Raw genomic sequence first — 21949 nt, forward strand, 5'->3', positions numbered from 1 at the left:
CCCTCTTCACCCTCGCCTCCGCCGCCTGCGCGCTCGCCGGCAGCACCGGCGAGCTGATCGGCGCGCGGATCGTGCAGGGCCTTGCCACCGCCCTCTACATGCCGCAGGTGCTGGGCACCATCACCGCCGGCTTCGACGGCGCCAAGCGGGCCCGCGCGTTCGCCGGCTACGGGCTGGCGATGGGCCTGGCCGCGGTCTTCGGGCAGCTGATCGGCGGCGTCCTGATCCACGCCGACCTCTTCGGCCTGGGCTGGCGCACCATCTTCTGGATCAACGTGCCGGTCGGCGCCGCCGCGGTGGCGCTGCTGCGCCGGCTCGTCCCCGAGTCCCGCGGGACCGGACGCACCCGCCTGGACGTCGCGGGCACCGCGCTGGTGGCCGCCGGGCTGGTCGCCGTCCTGCTGCCGCTGATCCAGGGCCGTGCGCAGGGCTGGCCGCTGTGGACCTGGCTCTCCTTCGCCGCGGCCGCGGCGCTGCTCGGCACCTTCGTCCTGGTCCAGCGCCGTTCGGCGGCGCGCGGCGGGACCCCGCTCGTCGAGCCGGCGCTCTTCCGGCAGCGGTCGTTCTCCGCGGGCGTGGTGCTGGCGCTGGTCTACAACATGGCCATGGGCTCGTTCTTCCTCTACCTGGCGCTCTACCTGCAGCAGGGGCACGGGCTGGGGGCGCTCGGCTCGGGGGTGCTGTTCCTGGCCACCGGGGGCGGATACCTGGTCGCGTCGAAGCTGTCGGAGCGGGCCGCGGCACGCTGGGGGCGGCAGGTGCTGACGGTCGGCGCGCTGCTGCAGGCACTCGGCTACGGGGTCATCGCGGTCGCCGTCCAACTCGTCGGCGGGCACGGCTCGGTGGCGTGGCTGGCGCCGGGCATGGCGATGGCGGGCGCCGGGATGGGGCTGGCCCTGGTGCCGATGCCGGGGATCGTGCTGGCCGGGGTGGAGCCGCGGCACGCGGCGTCGGCGGGCGGCGTGCTCTCGACGGCGCAGCAGGTCGGCGGGGCGCTGGGGATCGCGGTGGTCGGCCTGGTCTTCTACGGCCGGGCGGGGGCGGACGTCCACCTCGGCGGGGCGTTCACCTGGAGCCTGGTGCCGCTCGCGGTGCTCTGCACGGTGGTCGCCGCGCTGGTGCAGGCGCTGCCCCGCGGTGCGCGCACGTCGTAGTCCGCGGCGGGCCGGCCGCGGCGGGCCGCGAGGAACCCGCGCCCCCACCGGGGGCGCGGGTTCTGCTACAGCTCCAGGTCCTTCAGCTCGCCGCGGGCCCGGATGCCGAGCTTGGGATAGGCCTTGTAGAGGTGGTAGCCGACCGTGCGGTGGCTGAGGAAGAGCTGCGCGGCGATGTCGCGGTTGGAGTGGCCGGCCGCCGCCAGCCGGACGATCTGGAGCTCCTGCGGGGTGAGCGCCGCCGCCGGCCCGGTGCGCGCCGGCGCGGCGGACGCGCCCTCCGCGGCGCCGCTGGCGGTCAGCTCGGCGCGCGCCCGCTCCGCCCAGGGGCGCATCCCCAAGCGCTCGAACACCTCCTGCGCGGCGGCGAGATGGACGCGGGCCTCCGCCTTGCGGCGCGCCCGCCGCAGCCATTCGCCGAGGAGCAGCGCCGTCCGCGCGTACTCGACGGGGCGGGCCTCCCGGTCGTGCACAGCCAGCGCGGCCGTGAAGCGCTCCTCCGCGGACCCGTCGCCGTCACCGTCACCGTCGCCATTGCCGTCGCCGTCGAGCAGCGCCCGGCAGCGCAGCACCAGGGCGTCCGCCCACGGCCGGCGTGCCGCCTCGGCCCAGCGCTCCAGGCGGCGGAACGGTTCCTCGGCGCGCTCCGGCGCGCCCACCCGCACCGCCGCCTCCACCAGGTCGGGAACCGAGCGGGTGGCGCACAAATGGTGGCGCATCGGCTCGCGGGTGAGGCGCTCCAGCCGGTCGAGCGCCGACTCGGCCCGGCCCATGCCGAGGTCGAGCAGGCCCAGCGCCCAGTGCGCCCAGGGCGCCCCGGGGGCGATGGAGCCGGGCGCGGACCCCTCCAGGCCGCGCTCGGCGTGCTCGCGGCAGGCCTGCTCGTCGCCCTCGGACGCGGCGACATGGGCGAGCACGCTGCTCAACTGGCCGAACCACTGGCGCTGTTCGAGGTCGGCGGCGAGGTCGCGCGCCTCGGTGGCGGTGACGAGCGCGTCCCGCGGGCGTCCGGTGAAGATCTCGGCCTCGGCGACGAAGAAGAGCACGGTGGGCAGCCGCCCCGCGGCGCCGGCCGCGCGGTACTCGGCGGCGAGGTGGACGGCGACGGCGTGCGCGTCGCCGTCCTGGCCGCGGGAGAGCGCCGCGCCGCACGCCATCATCAGCACCGGCTCGGGGGCGCGGCCGCGCTCCTCCATGGCGGCCAGCGCCTTTTCGAGGACGGGCGGCGGTGCGGTGCGGCCGCGGTCCATCAGGCCGCGGAAGTAGCTGGCGAGCGGGCGCACCGGGTCGTCCTCGGGCAGCTCGATCTCCGCCAGCCGCCGCAGCGTCTCGGCAACCTGCTCCTCCCCCAGGTACCAGGCGGGGTGCAGCGCCTGCACCAGCATCGCGGCGGCCTGGGCGGGCGCCGCCGGGCCGGCCAGCGCGGCGCCCTCCAGCAGCAGCCGGTGGGCGGCCGGGTAGCCGCCCTGCCAGAAGTCGGCGAGCGCCCGGACGTGGGCGAGGCGGGCGCCGGGCGCCGCCTCCGTCCCGACCCGGGGGACGGCGCGGGAGGCGAGCGTGCGGGCCCGGTCCAGGTCGCCGGCGGCGAGCGCGGCCTCCGCGGCGAGCGTCTCGCGCAGGCCGCGGGTGCGCGGGTCGGCGGTGAGCCGGGCGGCGCGCTCGTAGGCCGCGGCGGCCGCCTCGTGGCCGCTGCGCTCCTGGGCCCGCTCGGCGGTGCGCTCCAGCGCGTCCGCGGCGTCGGCGTCCGCGCCGGTGGCCGCGGAGGCGAGGTGCCAGGCGCGGCGGTCGGCGTATTCGGGGGCGTCCAGGGCGTCGGCGAGGGCGCGGTGCACGGCGAGGCGGCGGCCGAGCGGGGCGCGCTGCTGGACGGCGGCGCGGATCAGCGGGTGGCGGAAGGCGATCGCGGGCGCCTCGGGGTCGCCGTCCGCCGCGGCCGCGGCCGGCCCGGTGGTGACCAGCCCGGCCTCCTCGGCGGGCGCCAGGTCGTCGCCGTGCGCGCCGAGCCCGGCGGCGGCCCGCAGGACGACGGACAGCTCGCCGGTCTCGTCGGCGGCGGCCACCAGCAGCAGCGCCTGGGTGGCCTCGGGCAGCCGGCTCACCTGGCTGTGGAAGGCGAGTTGGAGCCGGTCGGTGAGCGGCAGCGCGCCCGGCGCGGCGGCCGCGCCGGGGCGTTCGGCGGCGAGCGCGACGGGCAGCTCGCGCAGCGCCAGCGGGTTGCCGCGCGCCTCGGCGAGCAGCCGACGGCGCAGCGCGGGCGGGAAGGGCCGCTCCGGGTCGGCGGAGGCGGCGAGCAGCGCGTCCAGCAGGGCGTCGGACGCCTCCGGGGTGAGCGCCTCGACGCGCCGCTCGGGCAGCACGGTGGCGGGCAGCGCGCCGACGCCGTCGCGGGTGGCCAGCAGCAGGGCGACGCCGTCGGCGTGGAGGCGGCGGGCGGCGAAGAGCAGGGCGTCGCGGGAGGCGCGGTCGAGCCACTGGGCGTCGTCGACGATGCCGAGCATGCCGTCGTCGCCGGCGTGCTCGGCGAGCAGCGCGAGGACGGCGAGGCCGACGCCCATGGTGTCCACGGCGGGGCCGTTCGGGGAGGCCCCGGCAAGGCCAACGCTGGGGTCGGCGTCCCGGCCGCCGGCCCTCGGGCCGAGGCAGAGCGCCGCCTCCAGGGTGGCGCGCTGCGCCGCGGGGAGGGCGTCCAGGTGGCGCAGCGCCGGGCGGAGCAGCAACTGCAGCCCGGCGAAGGGGAGTTCGGCCTCCATCTCGATGCCGGTGCCGCGCAGCAGGCGCAGGCCCAGCTCGGCGGCGCGTCCGGCGGCGTGGTCGAGGAGCGCGGTCTTGCCGATCCCGGGCTCGCCGCGGAGCACCAGGGCCCCGCTGGAGCCGCCGCGGGCCGGGACGAGGAGCTCCTCGATCGCCGCGGTCTCGGCGGCGCGGCCGTGCAGCACGGTCTTGGGTGCGGTCACCGAGGCATCGTCGCCCGGGGCGGGACACCCGGGCAAGGCGGTTGCTCCACCGGCGCCCCGGACGACCGGTCGCCGACTACCTAAGGACGACGGATTCCGCGCCGCCGCCCGCTCCGTAGCGTTCCCGGTGTCAGCAGGACCTCACGCAGACACCCCGCAACACCTTCGATGAACAGGGAGTTCGCCATGACCGACGCCACCGCGCTCGTCGACCGCTACCTCGCCGTCTGGAACGCGACCGAGCCCGAGGCGCGCCGCGCGCTGCTGGACGAGGTGTTCGCCCCGGACGCCCGCTACACCGACCCGCTGATGTCCGTGCAGGGCCGCGACCAGCTGGACGCCGCGATCGCCGCCGCCCAGGGCCAGTTCGCCGGCCTGGTCTTCTCCTCCGGCGGCGCGGTGGACGCGCACCACGACATCGCCCGGTTCACCTGGAACCTAGGCCCGGAGGGCCAGGAGCCGGCGGCGATCGGGTTCGACGTGATCGAGATCGACAAGGACGGGCGGATCACCAGCGTCCTCGGCTTCCTCGACAAGGTGCCCGCGGGCATGTGAGCCGCGCACCGCGCACCCCGTCGAAGCCGCCCGGCCGCATCCCGCCGCCGGGCGGATCGGCGCGTCCGCACCTTGTCGGCCCGGCGCCGCCGCACGGTGCGGCGGCGTCGCGCGGTGCGGCGGCGCCGCGGCCTACGCCTTGCGCCCCGCCCGGTGCGCCGCGATCAGGTCGCGGTACCAGGCGTAGGAGCGCTTCGGCGTCCTCGTCCGGGTCGCGAAGTCGACGTGCACCAGGCCGAAGCGCTGGGAGTACCCCTCCGCCCACTCGAAGTTGTCCAGCAGCGACCACACCAGGTACCCGGCGACGTCCACCCCGGCGTCCCTCGCGTCCGCAACGGCGCCGAGGTGCCCGGCGAGGTAGCGCACCCGCGCCTCGTCGTCGACGCTGCCGCCGACCACCCGGTCCGGCTGCGAGCAGCCGTTCTCGGTGACGGTGACCGGCGGCAGGGCGTCGCCGTACCGCTCCTTCAGCCCGGTGAGCAGCTCGCTGAGGCCGTCCGGGACGACCGGCCAGTCGAAGGCGGTGCGGGCGTACTCGGCGGGCGGCTCGGCGAGGTCGAAGGGGAGCCCGCCGGTGGCGGCGGGGTCGGCGGCGGCCCGGATCCAGGTGGGGTTGTAGTAGTTGACGCCCAGTCCGTCGAGGCGGCCGTCGCGGGCGATCTCCTCGGTGTCGCCGGGGCGGACGGCCCCGCCGAGGTCGCCGGGGACGCCGAAGGCGTCGAGGTCCGGGTAGCCGCCGAGCAGCAGCGGGTCGGTGAAGACCCGGTTGTGCAGGGTGTCGTAGGCGGCGGCCGCGGCGCGGTCGGCGTCCGTCCGGCCGTCCTCGTGCAGGCGCACCGGGGTGAGGTTGTTGGACGCCAGCACGGCGCGCGCGCCCCGCGCCCGGAGCGCGGCGGCGGCGCGGGCGTGGCCGAGGAGCTGGTGGTGCGCCACGGGGAGCGCGTCCAGCATCAGCGTGCGGCCGGGGGCGTGGGTGCCCAGCGCGTAGCCGAACACCATGTGGATGAAGGGCTCGTTGAGGGTGATCCACTCGTGGACGCGGTCGCCGAGGCGGGCGGCGACGGTGTCGGCGTAGCCGGCGAAGGCGTCGGCGGTCTCGCGGGCCAGCCAGCCGCCGCGGTCCTCCAGGGCCTGCGGCAGGTCCCAGTGGAAGAGGGTGGGCAGCGGGGTGACGCCGGCCGCCAGCAGGGCGTCCACCAGCCGGTCGTAGAAGTCCAGGCCGCGGGGTTCGATCCGGCCGGTGCCCTCGGGCAGGATGCGCGGCCAGGAGATCGAGAAGCGGTAGGCGTCGCCGCCGAGGCCGCGCAGCAGCGCGACGTCCTCCTCGAAGCGGTGGTAGTGGTCGCAGGCGACGGCACCGGTGTCGCCGTCCTTCACGGTGCCCGGGAGGGCGGTGAAGGTGTCCCAGACGGACCGGCCCTTGCCGTCCTCCTCCGCGGCGCCCTCGATCTGGTACGAGGCGGTGGAGGTTCCGAACCGGAACCCGTCGGGCAGCCGGGACGCCAGCGCGGCCAGGGCTTCGGAGGCGTCGGAGGCTTTGGAGGCTTCGGACGGCATGCGCGACCTCACAGGGGTGCGGCGGTGCGACGGTGGCTGCTGCGGCACGAACTCGCCGGTAGCCTAACCGCGCACCGCCGGATTGCACCCGGCCGTGCCGACGCGCGGTCAGACCGCGGTGTCCTCGGGGGTGTTGGACGCCTCGCCGTCCGGGCGCGGCCGGGCCGCCGCGCGCCGTGCCGCGGCGACCGCCCGTCCGCGCCGCCGCAGCCACAGCACGATCAGCGCGAGCGGGACGAGGACGACCAGCCAGGGCAGGATCGCGGCCGCCGCCAGCGCGATGCCGTGCGCGGTGGCCGTCAGCGCGTGCCAGCCGCCGCCCACCGCGCCGCCGAGCGAGGCACCGTGGTGCGCCTTGGGCTTGGCGTGCGTGGCCCGCTGGTAGAGGTCGACGGTGATCGTCGACATCGCCGCCTCCGCGTTGAGCGCGGTCTGCTGCTGCTGGAGCGACTCCAGGTCGGACTCGCGCTGGGTCAGCGTCGACTCCAGCGCGGTGAGGTCGCCCACCGAACCGGCGTGCGAGAGCAGCCCGCGCAGCCGGGCGATGCTCGCCTGGTACGACTTCACCCGGCTGCCGACGTCGGCGACCTTCTGGGTGACGTCGTCGGCGGTGCGCTCCTGGTCGAGGACGGTGCCGAGGCCGGCGAGCGAGCCGTAGGCGGCGTCGAAGCGGCCGGCCGGGACGCGCAGCACCAGGTAGGCGGCGGTGCCCGAGGCGTTGGCGGGCGCGCTCAGCGGGGTGGACGAGGCCGGCGACGCGTCCGGGGCGCCGCCGGGGCGGCGCACCTGGTCGAAGTCGCCGACGACCGCGTCGCTGACGTACCCGCCGGCCTTCGCGGCGAGCTGCTCCGCCGCGTCGGCCGTGCCGCGCACGTCCTTGGTGCGCAGCTGGATCTCCGCGGAGTAGACGATGACGCGGTTGCCGGTGCCGGCCGCGGAGACGGCGGCCGGCGAGGCCGCGGCCCGCGGCGCCCCCGGGGTGGCGGCCGCCTGTGCGCCGGCCCGCGCCCCGTTCGACGTCCCGCCGCGGGCCGCGGCCCCGCCGCCGCTCTTCGCCGCCGACGACGACAGCCCCGTGCCCGAGCTCCCTCCCCCCGAGCACCCGGCGACCAGCACTGCCGCGGCGACCGCCGCGCCGACACGTAGCAACCCGGATATGCGCACCGAAACCTCCAAGGAAGCGGCCGATCTCACGACTGCCCCTTGGAGGGAGGCGACCCTCCGCCGGTTCCCCCCAACCGGTCTCGAAACGGCCGCGATTGAGCCGCCGTTCCACCGCGCCGCACCCCCGGCCCCCTCCGCCCAGACCTACGACAAAGGCCCCCGCCCCACACATCAGTGCAGGTCGGGGGCCTTGTCCCAAGAAAGTGGCGGCGCCAGGGTTCGAACCTGGGTAGGCGAAGCCGGCAGATTTACAGTCTGCTCCCTTTGGCCACTCGGGCACACCGCCAGGGGTTTGCCGCGATCGCTCGCGACGTCGTAAACCATACCTGATGGTGGGGGGTGGTTCGCCACTCCATTCGCGGCGCGGTGGATAGGCTGGGGCGGCGGCTCCGCCAGACGGGCGGGGAGGCCGTGCACCGAGCCCAGACCCACCCCATCGAGGAGATCCGACAATCATGGCCGACTCCAGTTTCGACATCGTCTCCAAGGTCGAGCGGCAGGAGGTCGACAACGCGCTCAACCAGGCCGGGCGCGAGCTGTCCCAGCGGTACGACTTCAAGAACGTGGGCGCCTCCATCGAGTGGTCCGGCGAGAGCATCGTGATGAAGGCCAACTCCGAGGAGCGGGTGATGGCCGTCCTCGATGTCTTCCAGTCCAAGCTGATCAAGCGCGGTGTCTCGCTGAAGTCTCTGGACGCGGGCGAACCGCAGGCGTCCGGCAAGGAGTTCAGGCTCTCCGCGACGCTCAAGGAGGGCATCACCACGGAGAACGCCAAGAAGATCGGCAAGCTGATCCGGGACGAGGGCCCCAAGGGCGTCAAGGCGCAGATCCAGGGCGAGGAGCTGCGGGTCAGCTCCAAGAGCCGGGACGACCTGCAGGCCGTGCAGCGGCTGGTCAAGGCGCAGGACTACGACTTCGACGTGCAGTTCGCCAACTACCGCTGAGCGAGGCGGGGGGCGGGCGGGGCTGAGCGAGGCGGGGCTGAGCGGTGGATGCGGGCGCGAGCGCAGACGCGTCCGGTTCGCCCGATTGGTAGACATTCGAGGTAATTTACGGGCCTGCCGGGTTAACTGAGCGCGAGTCATCGTCCAGCCCCGGGAGGCGGAGTGAGCGCGGTCGAGGTCCCGTCCGAGGATCCGCGCGGCAAGGCCCGCCCCGGGAGGGGCACCGCGATCGCCTGGGGTCAGCTCGCGCTGATGACGACCGCCTCGGTCGCCAGCCTCCGCCCCTCCCCCAGCATGGCCGTCTACGGCATCGCCGCCGTCTTCCTCTACCTGCTGCCGGCGGTCGTCTTCCTCCTCCCCACCTCGCTGGTCGCCGCCGAGCTCGCCTCGGGCTGGGACGGCGGCGTCTACAAGTGGGTGAGCGAGGGGCTCTCCAAGCCGCTGGGGTTCCTCGCGGTCTGGTGCCAGTTCGCCATGACGATCTTCTACTACCCCACCCTGCTCGCCTACGTGGCCAGCACCCTCGCCTATGTCTTCGACGAGAAGCTGGCGGACAGCGGGCTCTTCACCGCCGTGGTGATCATGGTGCTCTACTGGGTGGGCGTGCTGGTCTCCTCCCGCGGCGTGAAGACCGTCGCCAGCCTCTCCAGCCTGGGGCTGGTGCTCGGCACGCTGATCCCCGGCGTGGTGCTGATCGTCCTGGGGGTGCTCTTCCTCGGCCAGGGCAACGCCTCGGCCGCGCCGATGGACTCCCACCACCTGCTGCCGCCCTGGACCGGCATCGCCAGCCTGGTGCTCATCGTCAACAACTTCCTGAGCTACATGGGCATGGAGATGAACGCCGTCCACGTCAACGAGCTGCGCGACCCGCCGCGGCAGTACCCCAAGGCGATCTTCCTGGCGATGGGCATGGTGCTGCTGATCTTCATCCTCCCGGCGCTCGCCATCAGCTGGGTGATGCCGGCCAAGCAGCTCAGCCTCACCGCCGGCGTGATGCAGGCGTTCAGCAGCTTCTTCCGGCACTTCCATGTGCACTGGCTGACCCCGATCTTCGGGATCATGCTGGTGCTCGCCTCGCTCGGCGGGATGCTCACCTGGCTCGCCGGCCCCTCCAAGGGCCTGCTGATGATCGCCCGTCAGGACGGCTACCTGCCGCCCTTCCTGCAGAAGGTCAACCAGCGGGGCGTGCAGCAGAACATCCTGGTCAGCCAGGGCGTCCTCACCACCGTCATCGCCCTGCTCTACGCCTTCGTCCCCAATGTCTCCAGCTCCTACTGGATGCTGTCGGTGATCACCACGCAGGTCTACATGATCGTCTACCTGCTGGTCTTCGTCGCCGCCGTCCGGCTGCGCACCACCCGGCCCGACCATCCGCGCGGCTACCGGGCGCCGATGCTGAAGACGCTCTGCGGCGTCGGACTGGTCGCCTCGCTGCTCGCCATGGCCATCGGCTTCATCCCGTCCTCGCAGTTCGGCGGCGGCAACACCGCCGTCTACGTGCTGGTGGTGGCCGGCGGGCTGGTGCTGCTCGGGCTGCTCGTCCCCTATCTCTTCCTCAGGTTCCGCAAACCGGACTGGGTCGACCCCGCATCCCACTCCCTCGACGAGGTGTCATGACCGCCGCCCCCGCCCCCGCACCCGCCCCCGATGAGCTCGCCGGCCGGATCGACGCCCTGATGGGGCGCGCCCGCTCCGACCTCGCCGAACTGGTAGCCGTCCCCTCCGTCTTCGACGCCGAGCAGCAGCCGCCGGAGAAGTGCCGGCAGGCCGCCGCCTGGGTGCGCGACGCCTTCGCCGACGCCGGCCTCGACGACGTCCGGCTCGTCGGGACGCCCGACGGCAGCCACGCCGTCCTCGGCGAGCGGCCGGGCCCGCCCGGCGCGCCCACCGTGCTGCTCTACTGCCACTACGACGTGCAGCCGGCCGGCGACGAGTCCGCCTGGCACACCCCGCCGTGGACGCTCACCGAGCGGGACGGGCGCTGGTACGGGCGCGGCGCCGCCGACTGCAAGGGCAACATCGCCATGCATCTGACGGCCCTTCGGGCCCTGGACGGGGACATCCCCGTCGGCCTGAGGTTCGTCGCCGAGGGCTCGGAGGAGCAGGGCGGCGGCGGCCTGGAGCAGTACGTCGCCGCGCACCCCGAGGAGTTCGCGGCGGACGCGATCCTGGTCTGCGACACCGGCAACGCGGCCGTCGGCGTCCCGGCGCTCACCACCTCGCTGCGCGGCGTCGCCGAGGTGCGGGTGACGGTGGACACCCTGGCCGGCAACGTGCACTCCGGGATGTTCGGCGGTCCCGCGCCGGATGCGCTCGCCGCGCTGATCCGGATGCTCGACTCGCTGCGCGACGAGCACGGCGCCACCCGGATCGACGGTCTCCCGGGCGACGGGCGGTGGACGGGGGCGGAGTACGACGAGGCGCGGTTCCGCGCCGACGCCGGGGTGCTGGACGGCGTTGGCCTGGTGCCCGGCGGCAGCGTCGCCGACCAGCTGTGGGCGCGGCCCGCCGTCACCGTGCTGGGCATCGACTGCCCGCCGGTGGTGGGCTCGGCGGCGGCCGTGCCGGCGCACGCCCGCGCCCGGGTCGGCCTGCGGGTGCCGCCGGGGACGGACGCGCGGGACGCGACGGCGGCGCTCGCCGCGCACCTGACGGCGGCGGCGCCGTGGAACGCGCGCGTCACGGTGGAGCGGGGCGAGCCGGGCCAGCCGTTCGCGGCGCGCACGGACGGGCCGGCGTACACCGCGCTGGGCGCGGCGATGCGGGCCGCGTACGGGCGGGACGCCACCCGCGAGGGGCAGGGCGGCTCGATCCCGCTCTGCACCGTCTTCGCCTCGGTGGCCCCCGAAGCGGAGATCGCGCTGATGGGGGTGGAGGAGCCGCTGTGCGCGATCCACGCGCCCGACGAGAGCGTCGACCCCACCGAGATCAGGAACATGGCGCTGGTGGAGGCGCTCTTCCTGCGGACCTATCCGGACGCGGTGGCGGCGGCGCGGTAGGGCGCCGAAGTCGCGTTCCCGCCCCGCGCCCGGCGGAGGCGGTCAGCCCCAGGCAGGGGCGGTCAGCGCCAGGCGGCGAACTTCTGGTCGGTGGGGACGACCTCGGCGCCGAGGGGCATGATCGAGATCGGGATCAGCTTGAGGTTGGCCCAGCCGAACGGGATGCCGATGATCGAGCAGAACAGCGGGATGCTCGTGACGATGTGGCCGATCGCCAGCCACAGCCCCGCGAAGACGAACCAGACGACGTTGCCGACCGTCGACGGCGCGCCCGCGTCCGGCCGGCGGACGGCGGTGCGGCCGAACGGCCACAGCACGAACCCGGCGATGCGGAACGCCGCGACGCCGAACGGGATCCCGATGATCGTGATGCAGGCGATCAGCCCGCCGACGACGTAGCCGAGCGCCATCCAGAACCCGCACAGCACCAGCCACAGCACGTTGAGGATGAAATCGATCAGCCGCACGGCCAACCCCTCCTGTCGAGTAGCACGTCCCTTCCAGGCTAGTGCGGCAACCCGCTCCCGACCTCGTCCGAACGGCCCCCGCCCGCCCTGACGTGTCCCTGAGATGCGACCCTCGACGAGGTGCGGGAACGCGAGCGGAGGAGGCGCGCGATGACGGGGACGCCGGGCGGGGCGACGCGGTCGGCCGAGGTGTTCAGCGCCTACCGGCCGCTGCTGTTCACGGTCGCCTACCAGGTGCTGGGCAGCGCGGCCGACGCCGAGGACGTGCTGCAGGAGAGCTACCTGCGGTGGAGCGCCGTCGATCCGGCGAGCGTCGAGCACCCGTGCGCCTACCTGGTGCGCACCGTCACCCGGCAGGCGCTCAACCAGCTGCGCGCGGTTCGCGCCCGCCGCGAGGAGTACGTCGGGCCGTGGCTGCCCGAGCCGATCCGCACCGCCCCGGACATCGGCGACGACGCCGTCCTCGCCGACTCGGTGTCGATCGCGATGCTGCTCGTCCTGGAGACGCTCGGCCCCACCGAGCGGGCCGTCTTCGTGCTGCACGACGTCTTCGGCTACACCCACCCCGAGATCGCCGCCGCGGTCGGCCGCAGCGAGGCGTCCGTCCGGCAGATCGCGCACCGCGCCCGGCTGCACGTCCGGGCGCGGCGCCGCCGCCACGACCCCGACTCGGCGGACGCCCGCCGGGTGGTGCGGCAGTTCCTGCACGCCGCCTCCACCGGCGAGGTGCAGACGCTGATGGACCTGCTGGCGCCGGACGCGGTGCAGCTCTCCGACGGCGGCGGCAAGGTGGTCGCCTCCCGGCACCCGATCGTCGGCGCCGACGAGATCGCCCGGTTCGTCGTCCGGGTGCTGCGGACCGCGGCCGGCGCCGCGGCGGGCGTGGAGGACGCCACCTACAACGGCATGCCCGCCGCCCGCTTCACCACCGGCGGCGCGCTCGACTGGCTGGTCGCCTTCGAGATCCGGGACGGGCGGATCACCGCCCTGTACGGCGTGCGCAACCCCGACAAGCTGGAGGGCGCCGAGGCGGTGCGGGCGCTCGACCGCGGTCAGCGGTAGCCGGCCATCGCCTCCAGGCGGGCGACGCGCTCGGCGATCGGCGGGTGGGTGGAGAAGAGCCGGGTGCCGGCGTCGCCCGGCCGGAACGGGTTGGCGATCATCAGATGGCAGCTCGACTGGAGCTGCGGCTCCGGAGGCAGCGGCAGGCTGCGGGTGCCGTTCTCCAGCTTGCGGAGCGCGGACGCCAGCGCCATCGGGTCGCCGGTGAGGCGGGCCGCGGCCGCGTCCGCCTCGTACTCGCGGGAGCGGCTGACGGCCAGTTGGACGAGGCTCGCCGCGACCGGGCCCAGCACCATGATCAGCAGCGCGCCGAGCAGGCCCGGGCCGTCGTCGTCCTCGTCGCGCCCGATCGGGACGATCCAGGCGAAGTTGACGAGGAACATCACCACCGAGGCGAGCGCGCCCGCCACCGAGGAGATCAGGATGTCGCGGTTGTAGACGTGCGACAGCTCGTGCCCGAGGACGCCGCGCAGCTCGCGCTCGTCCAGCAGCCGCAGGATGCCCTCGGTGCAGCAGACCGCCGCGTTGCGCGGGTTGCGGCCGGTGGCGAAGGCGTTGGGCGCGTCGGTGGGCGAGATGTAGAGCCGCGGCATCGGCTGCCGGGCGTTGGTGGAGAGCTCCCGGACCGTGCGGTAGAGCGCGGGCGCCTCGAACTCGCTCACCGGGCGGGCCCGCATCGCGCGCAGCGCCATGCGGTCGCTGTTCCAGTAGGCGTAGCCGTTGACGGCGAGGGCCACCAGCAGCGCGATCACCAGGCCGGTGGTGCCGAAGAGACCGCCGATCACAAGGATGATCGCGGACAGGAGGCCGAGGAGGACGGCCGTCCGGAGTCCGTTGTGGTGGCGGGGGTGCACGGTGCGTCCTCCTGGGGGATGGTGCCGGGGCCGGATCCATCGGCCGTCAGGAGGATCAACGTGCGGTGCCGGGATGGGGTTCCCCAGTGTGTATCTGGGGATTCGTCGCCGTTCGCCGGATTTGTCGCCGACCGGTCTCAGCGCAGCAGCGTCCCCGAGGTGAGGCGGAGCGCCAGCTCGGGCGCCGCGGAGAGCACCGCGCCCAGCACGGCGGTGACGGCGAGCGCCGCGGCGAGCCCGACGGGCACGCGGGACGCCGCCCGCTCCCCCGCCGGCGCCGGCGCGAAGAGCCGCACCGTCCACAGCGCGTAGTAGTAGAGCCCGGCCACCGAGTTGAGCGCGACGACCACCGCCAGCCAGCCCAGCCCGGCGTCCACCGCCGAGCGGAGCACCACCAGCTTGCCGAAGAGGCCGACCACCCCGGGCGGCACCCCCGCCAGCGAGAGCAGGAAGAAGGCGAGCGCCAGCGCGGCGACCGGCCGGCGGGCGAAGAGGCCCCGGTGGTCGTCGAGGCGCAGGCCCCCGCGGTCCCGACCCACCACCGCCAGCACCGCGAAGGCGCCCAGGTTGACGACCGCGTAGAGCAGCGCGAACGCCACCAGCGAGCCGGTGGCCCGGCCCAGCCGTCCGTTGTGCCCGGCCGCCGCCAGCGGCACCAGCAGATAGCCGGCCTGCGCGACGGACGACCAGGCGAGCAGCCGCACCGCCGAGCCCCGGTCACCCGGACCGGCGGTCGGCGCGAACCGCTCGCGCCCGAAGCTGCGCACCGCCGCGGCGTTGCCGACCGTCATGGTCAGCGCCGCCAGCACGGCGAGCGCCGGGCCCCACAGATGCGCGTACCCCGGCAGCGCCAGCACGGTGAGGACGGCGAGCCCCGCCAGCCCGGCCGCCTTGCCCACCACCGACAGATAGGCGGCCACCGGCAGCGGCGCCCCGGTGTAGGTGTCCGGCACCCACATGTGGAACGGCGCGGCGGCCGTCTTGAAGGCGAACCCGACGAGCGCCAGCACCGCGCCCAGCCCGGCCAGCGTCCTCAACTGCGCCGGGGCGTGCTCCAGGGCCGCCGGCAGGGCGCGCACGAAGAGCGTCCCGGACGCCCCGTAGAGGAAGGAGACGCCGAGCAGGGTGACGGCGGTGGCGGCCACCGAGGAGAGGAAGAACTTCAGCGCCGCCTCCCCGCCGCGCGCGTCCCGCCGCAGCCCGACCAGCGCGAACGCCGGCAGCGACGCCGTCTCCAGGGCCACCACCAACGTCGCGAGGTCGCGGGCGGCGGGCAGCAGGGCGGCCCCGGCGGTCGAGCCGAGCAGCAGGAACCAGAACTCGCCGCGCGGCAGCCGCTTCTCCGACGCCCCGTCGCCCCGGACGGCGTGCAGCGACAGCAGCGCCGCCACCAGCGCGCCGCCCAGGACCAGGAGCTGGAAGGCGAGGGCGAACCGGTCGGCGGCGTAGGAGCAGTCGGCGGGGCGTCCCGCGACGCAGAAGGCGGTGCGGTCGCCGCGGCGCAGCGGGATCAGCAGCGCCAGCGCGGCGGCAAGCCCGAGCACCGCGATCGCGCCGGGCGCACGCCGGGCGCGCGGCCCGTCGCCCAGCAGCACGGCGGCGAGCAGCGCGGCGAGCGCCGCCAGCGCGGTGACAAGCGGCGGCGCGACGGCGAGCCAGTCGACGTTCTGGGTCAGTGGGGGCACGGCGGTCACCGGGGTCCGAGGAGGGCGGTCACGGCTGGGTCGGTGAGGCGGAGCAGCACGGCCGGCCAGAGCCCGGCCACGGCGGTGAGCGCCACCAGCGGCGCCCAGACGCCCAGTTCGAACCGGGAGGCGTCGGGGATGCCGGGCTCGGCGGCCGGCTCCGGCGAATTCGGGGCGCGGAGCGCTTCCTCGGAGGGGTGGTGGCGGGCGACGGGCGGGACGGCGGGCGGGCCCATGCAGACCCGGCGCACCATCAGCAGCAGATAGCCCGCGGTGAGCAGGGTGCCGAGCCCGCCGAGCGCCATCAGCACCAGATAGGTGGTGCGGTGGCCGAGCGCGGGGTCGGCGTGGAACGAGCCGAGCAGGGCGAGCAGTTCGCCCCAGAAGCCGGCGAGCCCGGGCAGGCCGAGCCCGGCGATCGCGCCGAGGGCGAGCAGCCCGCCGAGGCGGGGCGCGCGCCGGTAGAGGGCGGCGCCCGCGTCGGAGCCGTCCTCCAGCACGGCGAGATCGGCGCTGCCGTAGCGCTCCTTGACCGCGCCGACCAGGAAGAACAAAAGGCCGGTGATGAGGCCGTGGCCGATGTTGGCGAAGAGCGCGCCGTTGAGGCCGGCCGGGGTGAGGGTGGCGATGCCGAGCAGCACGAAGCCCATGTGGCCGATGGAGGAGTAGGCGATGATCCGCTTCAGGTCGGCGGCCCGGCGGCGCACCATGTCGAGGCAGACCAGGGCGCCCCAGAGGATCCCGACGACGCCGAAGGCGGCCAGGTAGGGGGCGAGTTGCCGGGTGCCGTACGGCACCTCCGGGACGAGGATCCGTACGAGGCCGTAGGTGCCCATCTTCAGCAGCACCCCGGCGAGCAGCACCGAGCCGATGGTGGGCGCGGCGGTGTGCGCGTCCGGCAGCCAGCTGTGCAGCGGCCACATCGGGGCCTTGACGGCCAGTCCGATGCCGATCAGCAGGGCTGCGGCGAGCTGGGTGCCGTGGCCGAGGCCGGCGCCGTGCCGGGCGGCGAGCGCCGGCATGTCGAACGTCCCGGCGTGCAGGCCCACCAGCAGAAAACCCACCAGCATCAGCACGCTGCCGAGCAGGGTGTAGAGCAGGAACCGGTTGGCGGCGCCCTGCGCGGGGCCGGGCGGCGCGCGAAGCGCTTCCTTGGCAGGGTGCCGGCCGGCGACGGGTGCGCCGTCGTCGCCCCACCGGGCGATGAGCAGGTACATCGGGATCAGCACGAACTCGAAGGCCAGGAAGAACAGGATGAGGTCCTGGGCGGCGAAGGTGCCGATCATGCCGGCCTCGAGGACGAGGAGCAGCCCGGTGCGGGGCCGGGCGCCCGGCCCGTGCGGGGGGCGGCGCTCGGCGTGCACCGCGCACAGGAACGTCAGCAGCGCGGTGAGGACGAGCAGCGGCAGCGAGATCCCGTCGACGCCGAGGTGGAAGCGCACCCCGAGGGAGGGGATCCAGGAGGCGTCGGTCTGCCCCTGCAGCCCGTGGCGCCCGTAGTCGTAGCCGGCGGCGACGGCGATCGCCAGCAGCAGCGTCAGCCCGGTCGCGGCGGGCCCCAGCCGGCGGGGCGTCGTCCGCGGGGAGAGCGCGGCGAGGGAGCCGGCCAGCGGGACGGCGGGGAGGAGGGCGAGCAGCACGCTCAGGACGGTCGGGCTCATGGCGCGTCACACCACCACCAGGATGCCGATGACCACGGCGCCGGCGAGCAGCACGCCGAGGTAGGTCTGGATGTTGCCGGTCTGGGCGCGGCGGACGGCGGCGCCCGCGCCGCGGGTGGTGGCGGCGGTGCCGCGCACATAGGTCTCCACCACGTCGGCGTCGAGGAAGCGGGCCAGCCGGGCGGCGCCGAGGACGGGCCGGACGAACATCAGGCTGTAGGCCGCGTCGACGTAGAAGCCGCGGACGGCGGGGGCGTGCAGCGGCCCGAGGAGGGTGCGTCCGGGGTCGGCGCCGGGGCGGGCGCGGGCGGCGCCCCAGCCGGCGAGGACGCCGAGGACCGCGCAGGCCAGCGAGGGCACCGCGGTGGTCGTCGCGGGGCGCAGGCCGACCTGGTCGAGGAGGGCCGGCAGCCAGTGGGTGTTGAGGCCGGCGAGGCCGAGCGCGAACGAGGGCACGGCGAGCGCCCACAGCGGCCAGCGCTGCGCGGGCGGCTCGTGCGCCGCGTCCGCCGCCTCCTGATGGGCCGGCTGATGGGCCGGCTGATGGGTCGGCTGATGGGCCGTGAGCTGCGGGTCCGCAGAGTTTTCCACAGGCTGGGGACGGGAGTCGGCGCCGCTGTCGGCGCCCGCCGCTAGCGTGAGGGTCGGAGTCGGGGATCCGGCGGCCAGCAGCCACAGGCGGGTGGCGTAGGCCGCGGTGAGCAGGGCGGTGAGCAGCCCGGAGAGGAGGACGGTCCAGCCGGCCGCGGCCGGCACGACGAGGCCGGTGACATCGCCGGTGGGCGGCGCGTGGAAGGTGCCGGAGGTGGCGTGCTCGGCGGCGGCGAGCACGGCGTCCTTGCTGAAGAAGCCGGAGAAGGGAGGGATGCCGGCGAGCGCCAGCAGTCCGATGGTCAGGCACCAGAACGCGTCCGGGGCGCGGTGCCGCAGCCCGCGGATGCGGCTCATCGCGGCGAGCGAGTTGGTGCCCGCGGCGTGGATCAGGACGCCGGCGGAGAGGAACAGCAGCGCCTTGAAGGCGCCGTGGGTGAGCAGGTGGAAGGCCGCCGCGTCGCGGTCGCCGCAGGCCAGCGCGCCCGCCATGTAGCCGAGTTGGCCGACGGTGGAGTAGGCGAGGACGCGTTTGACGTCGTCCTGGGCGAGGGCGCAGAGCGCGGAGCCGATCATCGTGATCGCGGCGAGCACGGCGAGCACCAGCAGGGCGGCGCCGGAGGCGAGGAAGACGGGGTGCAGCCGGGCGATCAGGTAGATGCCGGCCGCCACCATGGTGGCGGCGTGGATGAGCGCGGAGACGGGCGTGGGGCCGGCCATCGCGTCCGGCAGCCAGGTGTGCAGCGGGAACTGCGCGGACTTGCCGACGGCCCCGGCGAGCAGCAGCAGCGCGGCGAGCGTGGGGTGGTCGATGCGCCCGTTGACGGCGGCGGTGAGGACGCCGTCGATGCGGAAGGTGCCGGCGTCGAAGGCGAGCAGGAAGAGCCCGAAGAGGAAGGGGACGTCGCCGAGCTTGGTGACGAGGAAGGCCTTGAGGGAGGCGGAGCGGGCGTCGCGCTTCTCCCAGTGGTGGCCGATGAGCAGGTAGGAGCAGATGCCCATGACCTCCCAGCCGACCATCAGCACCACCAGGTCGCCGGTGAGCACGACGAGCAGCATCGCGGAGGTGAAGAACGAGACGACGGCCGCGTAGGAACGGTAGCGGGGGTCGTCGCGCAGATAGGAGGTGGAGTAGATCTGCACGCAGGTCGCGACGACGCCGACCAGCACGGCCGTCAGGGTGGCAAGCCCGTCGAGGTGGAAGGCGAGGGAGATCGGCATGTCCCGGCCGGCCGACCAGCCGCCGGTGGGGGTGAGCGGGGCGGCGAAGTCGGCCTGGCCCGAGCCGATGCGCACAGCGAGGACGACGGCCAGCGCGGCGGAGAGCGCGGTCGGCAGCACGGCGAGCGGGCGGGCGAGGCCGGGGGCGAGCCGCCCCGTGAGGAGGCCGACGGTTCCGGCGGCGAAGGGCAGCAGGATGACGAGGGCGGCCAGGGCAGGGGTCACGCGGCGGCCTTCCGGGGCTGATCGTCTGACGTGGCGTCAGGTGCGGGGCGGGCATCGGGGTCGGCGTCTTGGTCGGCGTCGGGGTCGGGGCCGGCGCCTTGGTCGGGATGCGGCGGATCGGGACGGTCCGCCAGCTCGTCGAGGCGGTCGACGGAGGAGGTGCCGCGCCGGCGGTAGAGCAGCAGCACGATGGCGAGGCCCAGCCCGATCTCGGCGGCGGCGATGGTGACGGTGAAGAGGGTGAGGGCCTGGCCGGCGTGCAGGGTGTCGCGCAGCCACACGTCGAAGGCGACCAGGTTGAGGTTGACGGCGTTGAGCATCAGCTCGACGGCCATCAGGACGAGCACCGCGTTGCGTCGGGCCAGCACCCCGTAGACGCCGGTGCAGAAGAGGAGGGCGGAGAGCACCACCGGGTAGAGCAGATGCATCAGTCGTCGGCCTCCTCGTGGACGCCGGGGCGGGCGGCGCGCCGCCGGGAGAGCACGATGGCGCCGACGAGCGCCGCCAGCAGCAGCACCGACAGCGCCTCGAAGGGCAGCACCCAGGCCCGGAAGAGCCCGATGCCGTTGGCCTCCGCGCTGCCGGCGCCCGGCCGGAGCGTGATCCAGGTGGTGCGGAAGGCGTCGGCGACGACGGTGACGAGCAGCGCGGCCGCGGCCACCGCGACGGCCGCGGCGAGCGGCCGGTGGCGGGAGTCGGCGTCCGGGGACGGGCCGATCGGCGCCCGGGTGAGCATCAGCCCGAAGAGGAGGAGGACGACCACGGCACCCACATAGATCAGCACCTGCACCCAGGCCACGAACTCGGCGGTGAGCAGCAGGTACTCCACGGCGAGCGCACCCAGCGCGACCACCAGCCAGAGGGCGGCGTGCACCAGTTGGCGGGTCGTCACGGTGAGCAGGGCGGCGCCGAGCGCCACGATGCCGACGAGGACGAACGCGATCTCGGTGCCGCTGGTGGAGAGGAACGACTGCCCGCTCATGCGGTGTCCCCCTCTCGGCCGGCCGCCTTCTCGGCGGCCGTGCGGGCGGCGGCGGCCTCCTTGGGCTCCTCCGCGGCGGGGTCGAGCGCGGGCGGCTCGGGCACCGTCCACATCCACTCGCGCAGCCGGTCGCGCTCATGGGTGAGGTCGGCGATGTCCTCCTCCGCGTACTCGAACTCCGGCGACCAGAAGAGCGCGTCGAACGGGCACACCTCGATGCAGATCCCGCAGTACATGCAGAGCGAGAAGTCGATGGCGAACCGGTCGAGGACGTTGTGGGTGCGGGCGCGGGCGCCGGGGCGCTCGACGGGCAGCGTCTCCTTGTGGGAGTCGATGTAGATGCACCAGTCCGGGCACTCCCGCGCGCACAGCATGCACACCGTGCAGTTCTCCTCGAACAGCGCGATGGTGCCGCGGGAGCGCGGCGGCAGGGCGGGCTCGGTGTCCGGGTACTCGTCGGTGACGGACCGCCGGGTCATGGTGCGGAGCGTGATCGCGAGGCCCTTGGCGAGGCCGCTGCCGGGCAGGGGCGGCATCAGCTGATCACCACCTTGACGATGCCGGTGAGGGCGAGTTGCAGCAGGGCGAGCGGGATGAGCGCCGTCCAGGCGAGGCGCTGCAGCTGGTCGGCGCGCAGCCGCGGGTAGGTGACGCGCAGCCAGATGACGACGAAGGCGAGGACGCCGGTCTTGAGCAGCGTCCACAGCCAGCCGAGCGCGCCCGCGGCGGGGCCGTGCCAGCCGCCGAGGAAGAGCACCGAGGTGAGCGCGCAGAGCACGACGATCCCGGCGTACTCGGCGAGCAGGAAGAGGGCGAAGCGCAGGCCGGTGTACTCGGTGTAGGCGCCGAAGATGATCTCGGAGTCGGCGACGGGCATGTCGAACGGGGGCCGCTGCAGCTCGGCGAGGCCGGCGGTGAAGAAGACGGCTCCGCCGATCGCCTGCCAGGGGATCCACCACCAGTGGAAGGCGCCGAGGATGCCGGGGAGGGAGAGCGTGCCGGCGGCCATCGCCACGGACGCGGCGGCCAGCAGCATCGGCAGCTCGTACGCCATCAGCTGCGCGGCGACGCGGATGCCGCCCAGCAGCGCGAACTTGTTGGCGCTCGCCCACCCGGCCATCAGCGAGCCGAGCACGCCGACGCCCATCAGGGCGAGGACGAGCAGCACGCCGGTGTCGAAGTCGGCGACGACGCCGTTGGTCGCGGGCGCGACGGGGATCGCCACCAGCACCAGCAGGTACGGCAGCAGCGCGACGGCCGGCGCCAGCCGGAAGATGCGGCGGTCGGCGCCGTCGGGCTCGAACGCCTCCTTCTGCGCGAACTTGACTCCGTCGGCGACGAGCTGGGCCCACCCGTGGAACGCGCCGGCGGCCATGGGGCCGAGGCGGCCCTGCATATGGGCCATCACCTTGTGCTCGGTCTGCCCCACGACGAGCGGCAGCACCAGGAACACCACCAGCACCACCACCAACCGCACCACAACCTCAAGTACGGTCACGCCCCACCGCCGTCATCCCGGGAGGGGGGCTCGGTCTCCGGGCCGCCGGGGTCGGGTTCGGGGTCGGAGTCCGAGGAACGCTGCTCGGCGGACGCCTCCGCCGGGCGCTGGCTGGCGCTGCCGCCGCCCGCCGAGCGGTTGCGGCGTGGGCCGGCCGGGGGCGGGGGCGGGCTTGCGGGGTCGCCGCCCGCGTGGCCGCCGACCGCCGGGTCGGGTGACGGCCCGTCACCAGCATCACCGCCGGACTCCGCCGGGCGCTGGCTGGCACTGCCGCCGCCCGCCGAGCGGTTCCGCCGCGGGCCGGCCGGGCGCGCTGGCGGAGCCGGTTCGCCGGCGGCGCCCTCGCCTCGCTCGGGTGGGGGGACCGCCCAGGGGG

At 75.0% G+C, this 21949-nt stretch carries 18 protein-coding genes, 1 tRNA gene and 1 pseudogene; 6 read left to right on the plus strand and 14 right to left on the minus strand.

Going from position 1 to position 21949, the window contains the following annotated elements; genetic code table 11:
* The coding region (locus BIV57_RS01410) for an MFS transporter (protein ID WP_071654738.1) at positions 1 to 1154 on the plus strand (1154 nt) is incomplete at its 5' end.
* Positions 1155 to 1219: 65 nt separating this feature from the next.
* On the opposite strand, the gene BIV57_RS01415 is transcribed toward BIV57_RS01410, so the two are convergent.
* Complete coding sequence (locus BIV57_RS01415; RefSeq protein WP_071654739.1) at positions 1220 to 4108, minus strand: ATP-binding protein; 2889 nt, start codon at positions 4106 to 4108, stop codon at positions 1220 to 1222.
* Positions 4109 to 4294: 186 nt separating this feature from the next.
* On the opposite strand from BIV57_RS01415, the gene BIV57_RS01420 reads away from it, so the two are divergent.
* Entirely contained in the window at positions 4295 to 4663 is a 369-nt protein-coding gene (locus tag BIV57_RS01420; RefSeq protein ID WP_071654740.1) for a nuclear transport factor 2 family protein, read from the plus strand.
* A 132-nt stretch (positions 4664 to 4795) separates the two neighbouring features.
* Here the strand turns inward: BIV57_RS01420 and BIV57_RS01425 are convergent, their stop codons facing one another.
* The 3 genes from BIV57_RS01425 to BIV57_RS01435 all read right to left on the minus strand — a co-directional run bounded on the left by BIV57_RS01425 (position 4796) and on the right by BIV57_RS01435 (position 7670).
* Positions 4796 to 6220 carry a GH1 family beta-glucosidase gene (locus BIV57_RS01425; RefSeq protein ID WP_079169927.1) on the minus strand — a complete coding sequence of 475 codons (1425 nt, stop codon included), beginning with the start codon at positions 6218 to 6220 and terminating at the stop codon, positions 4796 to 4798.
* 108 nt (positions 6221 to 6328) lie between these two features.
* Positions 6329 to 7384 (minus strand): DUF4349 domain-containing protein, encoded by a 1056-nt coding sequence (locus BIV57_RS01430; protein ID WP_175548627.1) that lies wholly within the window; start codon positions 7382 to 7384, stop codon positions 6329 to 6331.
* 204 nt (positions 7385 to 7588) lie between these two features.
* A tRNA-Tyr gene (locus BIV57_RS01435) sits at positions 7589 to 7670 on the minus strand.
* A 169-nt stretch (positions 7671 to 7839) separates the two neighbouring features.
* Here BIV57_RS01435 and BIV57_RS01440 point away from each other — a divergent pair.
* The 3 genes from BIV57_RS01440 to BIV57_RS01450 all read left to right on the plus strand — a co-directional run bounded on the left by BIV57_RS01440 (position 7840) and on the right by BIV57_RS01450 (position 11327).
* The gene (locus tag BIV57_RS01440; RefSeq protein ID WP_071654742.1) at positions 7840 to 8328 is read left to right on the plus strand and encodes a YajQ family cyclic di-GMP-binding protein; all 489 of its coding nucleotides are present in this window, start codon (positions 7840 to 7842) and stop codon (positions 8326 to 8328) included.
* Between the two features lie 228 nt (positions 8329 to 8556).
* Positions 8557 to 9945 (plus strand): glutamate/gamma-aminobutyrate antiporter GadC, encoded by a 1389-nt coding sequence (gene gadC / locus BIV57_RS01445; protein WP_419185677.1) that lies wholly within the window; start codon positions 8557 to 8559, stop codon positions 9943 to 9945.
* Positions 9942 to 11327 carry a dipeptidase gene (locus tag BIV57_RS01450; RefSeq protein WP_071654744.1) on the plus strand — a complete coding sequence of 462 codons (1386 nt, stop codon included), beginning with the start codon at positions 9942 to 9944 and terminating at the stop codon, positions 11325 to 11327. Before gadC ends, BIV57_RS01450 begins: the two co-directional genes overlap by 4 nt.
* A 62-nt stretch (positions 11328 to 11389) precedes the next feature.
* On the opposite strand, the gene BIV57_RS01455 is transcribed toward BIV57_RS01450, so the two are convergent.
* Positions 11390 to 11785 (minus strand): YccF domain-containing protein, encoded by a 396-nt coding sequence (locus tag BIV57_RS01455; RefSeq protein ID WP_175548628.1) that lies wholly within the window; start codon positions 11783 to 11785, stop codon positions 11390 to 11392.
* Positions 11786 to 11944: 159 nt separating this feature from the next.
* Here BIV57_RS01455 and BIV57_RS01460 point away from each other — a divergent pair, with 159 nt between their 5' ends.
* The gene (locus BIV57_RS01460) at positions 11945 to 12856 is read left to right on the plus strand and encodes an RNA polymerase sigma-70 factor (protein ID WP_071654746.1); all 912 of its coding nucleotides are present in this window, start codon (positions 11945 to 11947) and stop codon (positions 12854 to 12856) included.
* Here the strand turns inward: BIV57_RS01460 and htpX are convergent.
* The 9 genes and pseudogenes from htpX to BIV57_RS25525 form a co-directional block, all read right to left on the minus strand.
* Positions 12847 to 13710 (minus strand): zinc metalloprotease HtpX, encoded by an 864-nt coding sequence (gene htpX / locus BIV57_RS01465; RefSeq protein ID WP_071654747.1) that lies wholly within the window; start codon positions 13708 to 13710, stop codon positions 12847 to 12849. The genes BIV57_RS01460 and htpX overlap by 10 nt on opposite strands.
* Before the next feature lie 137 nt (positions 13711 to 13847).
* On the minus strand, positions 13848 to 15404 hold the full coding sequence (locus BIV57_RS01470; RefSeq protein WP_071654748.1) for an NADH-quinone oxidoreductase subunit N: 1557 nt from the start codon (positions 15402 to 15404) through the stop codon (positions 13848 to 13850).
* Entirely contained in the window at positions 15401 to 17056 is a 1656-nt protein-coding gene (locus BIV57_RS01475; RefSeq protein WP_071654749.1) for a complex I subunit 4 family protein, read from the minus strand. Before BIV57_RS01475 ends, BIV57_RS01470 begins: the two co-directional genes overlap by 4 nt.
* 6 nt (positions 17057 to 17062) lie before the next feature.
* Positions 17063 to 19093, minus strand: a complete 2031-nt coding sequence (locus BIV57_RS01480) for an NADH-quinone oxidoreductase subunit 5 family protein (protein WP_071654750.1) — start codon at positions 19091 to 19093, stop codon at positions 17063 to 17065.
* Entirely contained in the window at positions 19090 to 19521 is a 432-nt protein-coding gene (gene nuoK / locus BIV57_RS01485) for an NADH-quinone oxidoreductase subunit NuoK (RefSeq protein ID WP_071654751.1), read from the minus strand. The genes BIV57_RS01480 and nuoK overlap by 4 nt, the downstream gene beginning before the upstream one ends.
* Entirely contained in the window at positions 19521 to 20075 is a 555-nt protein-coding gene (locus tag BIV57_RS01490; protein WP_071654752.1) for an NADH-quinone oxidoreductase subunit J family protein, read from the minus strand. Before BIV57_RS01490 ends, nuoK begins: the two co-directional genes overlap by 1 nt.
* The gene (locus tag BIV57_RS01495) at positions 20072 to 20611 is read right to left on the minus strand and encodes a 4Fe-4S binding protein (RefSeq protein ID WP_071654753.1); all 540 of its coding nucleotides are present in this window, start codon (positions 20609 to 20611) and stop codon (positions 20072 to 20074) included. Before BIV57_RS01495 ends, BIV57_RS01490 begins: the two co-directional genes overlap by 4 nt.
* Positions 20611 to 21573, minus strand: coding sequence for a complex I subunit 1/NuoH family protein (locus BIV57_RS01500; RefSeq protein WP_071654754.1), 963 nt, complete (start codon positions 21571 to 21573; stop codon positions 20611 to 20613). The genes BIV57_RS01495 and BIV57_RS01500 overlap by 1 nt, the downstream gene beginning before the upstream one ends.
* Positions 21570 to 21949: pseudogene (locus BIV57_RS25525) on the minus strand (NADH-quinone oxidoreductase subunit C); the annotation flags it as partial. The pseudogene BIV57_RS25525 and the gene BIV57_RS01500, both read right to left, overlap by 4 nt.

Origin of the sequence: Mangrovactinospora gilvigrisea (genome assembly GCF_001879105.1) — a bacterium.
GTDB lineage: Bacteria > Actinomycetota > Actinomycetes > Streptomycetales > Streptomycetaceae > Mangrovactinospora > Mangrovactinospora gilvigrisea.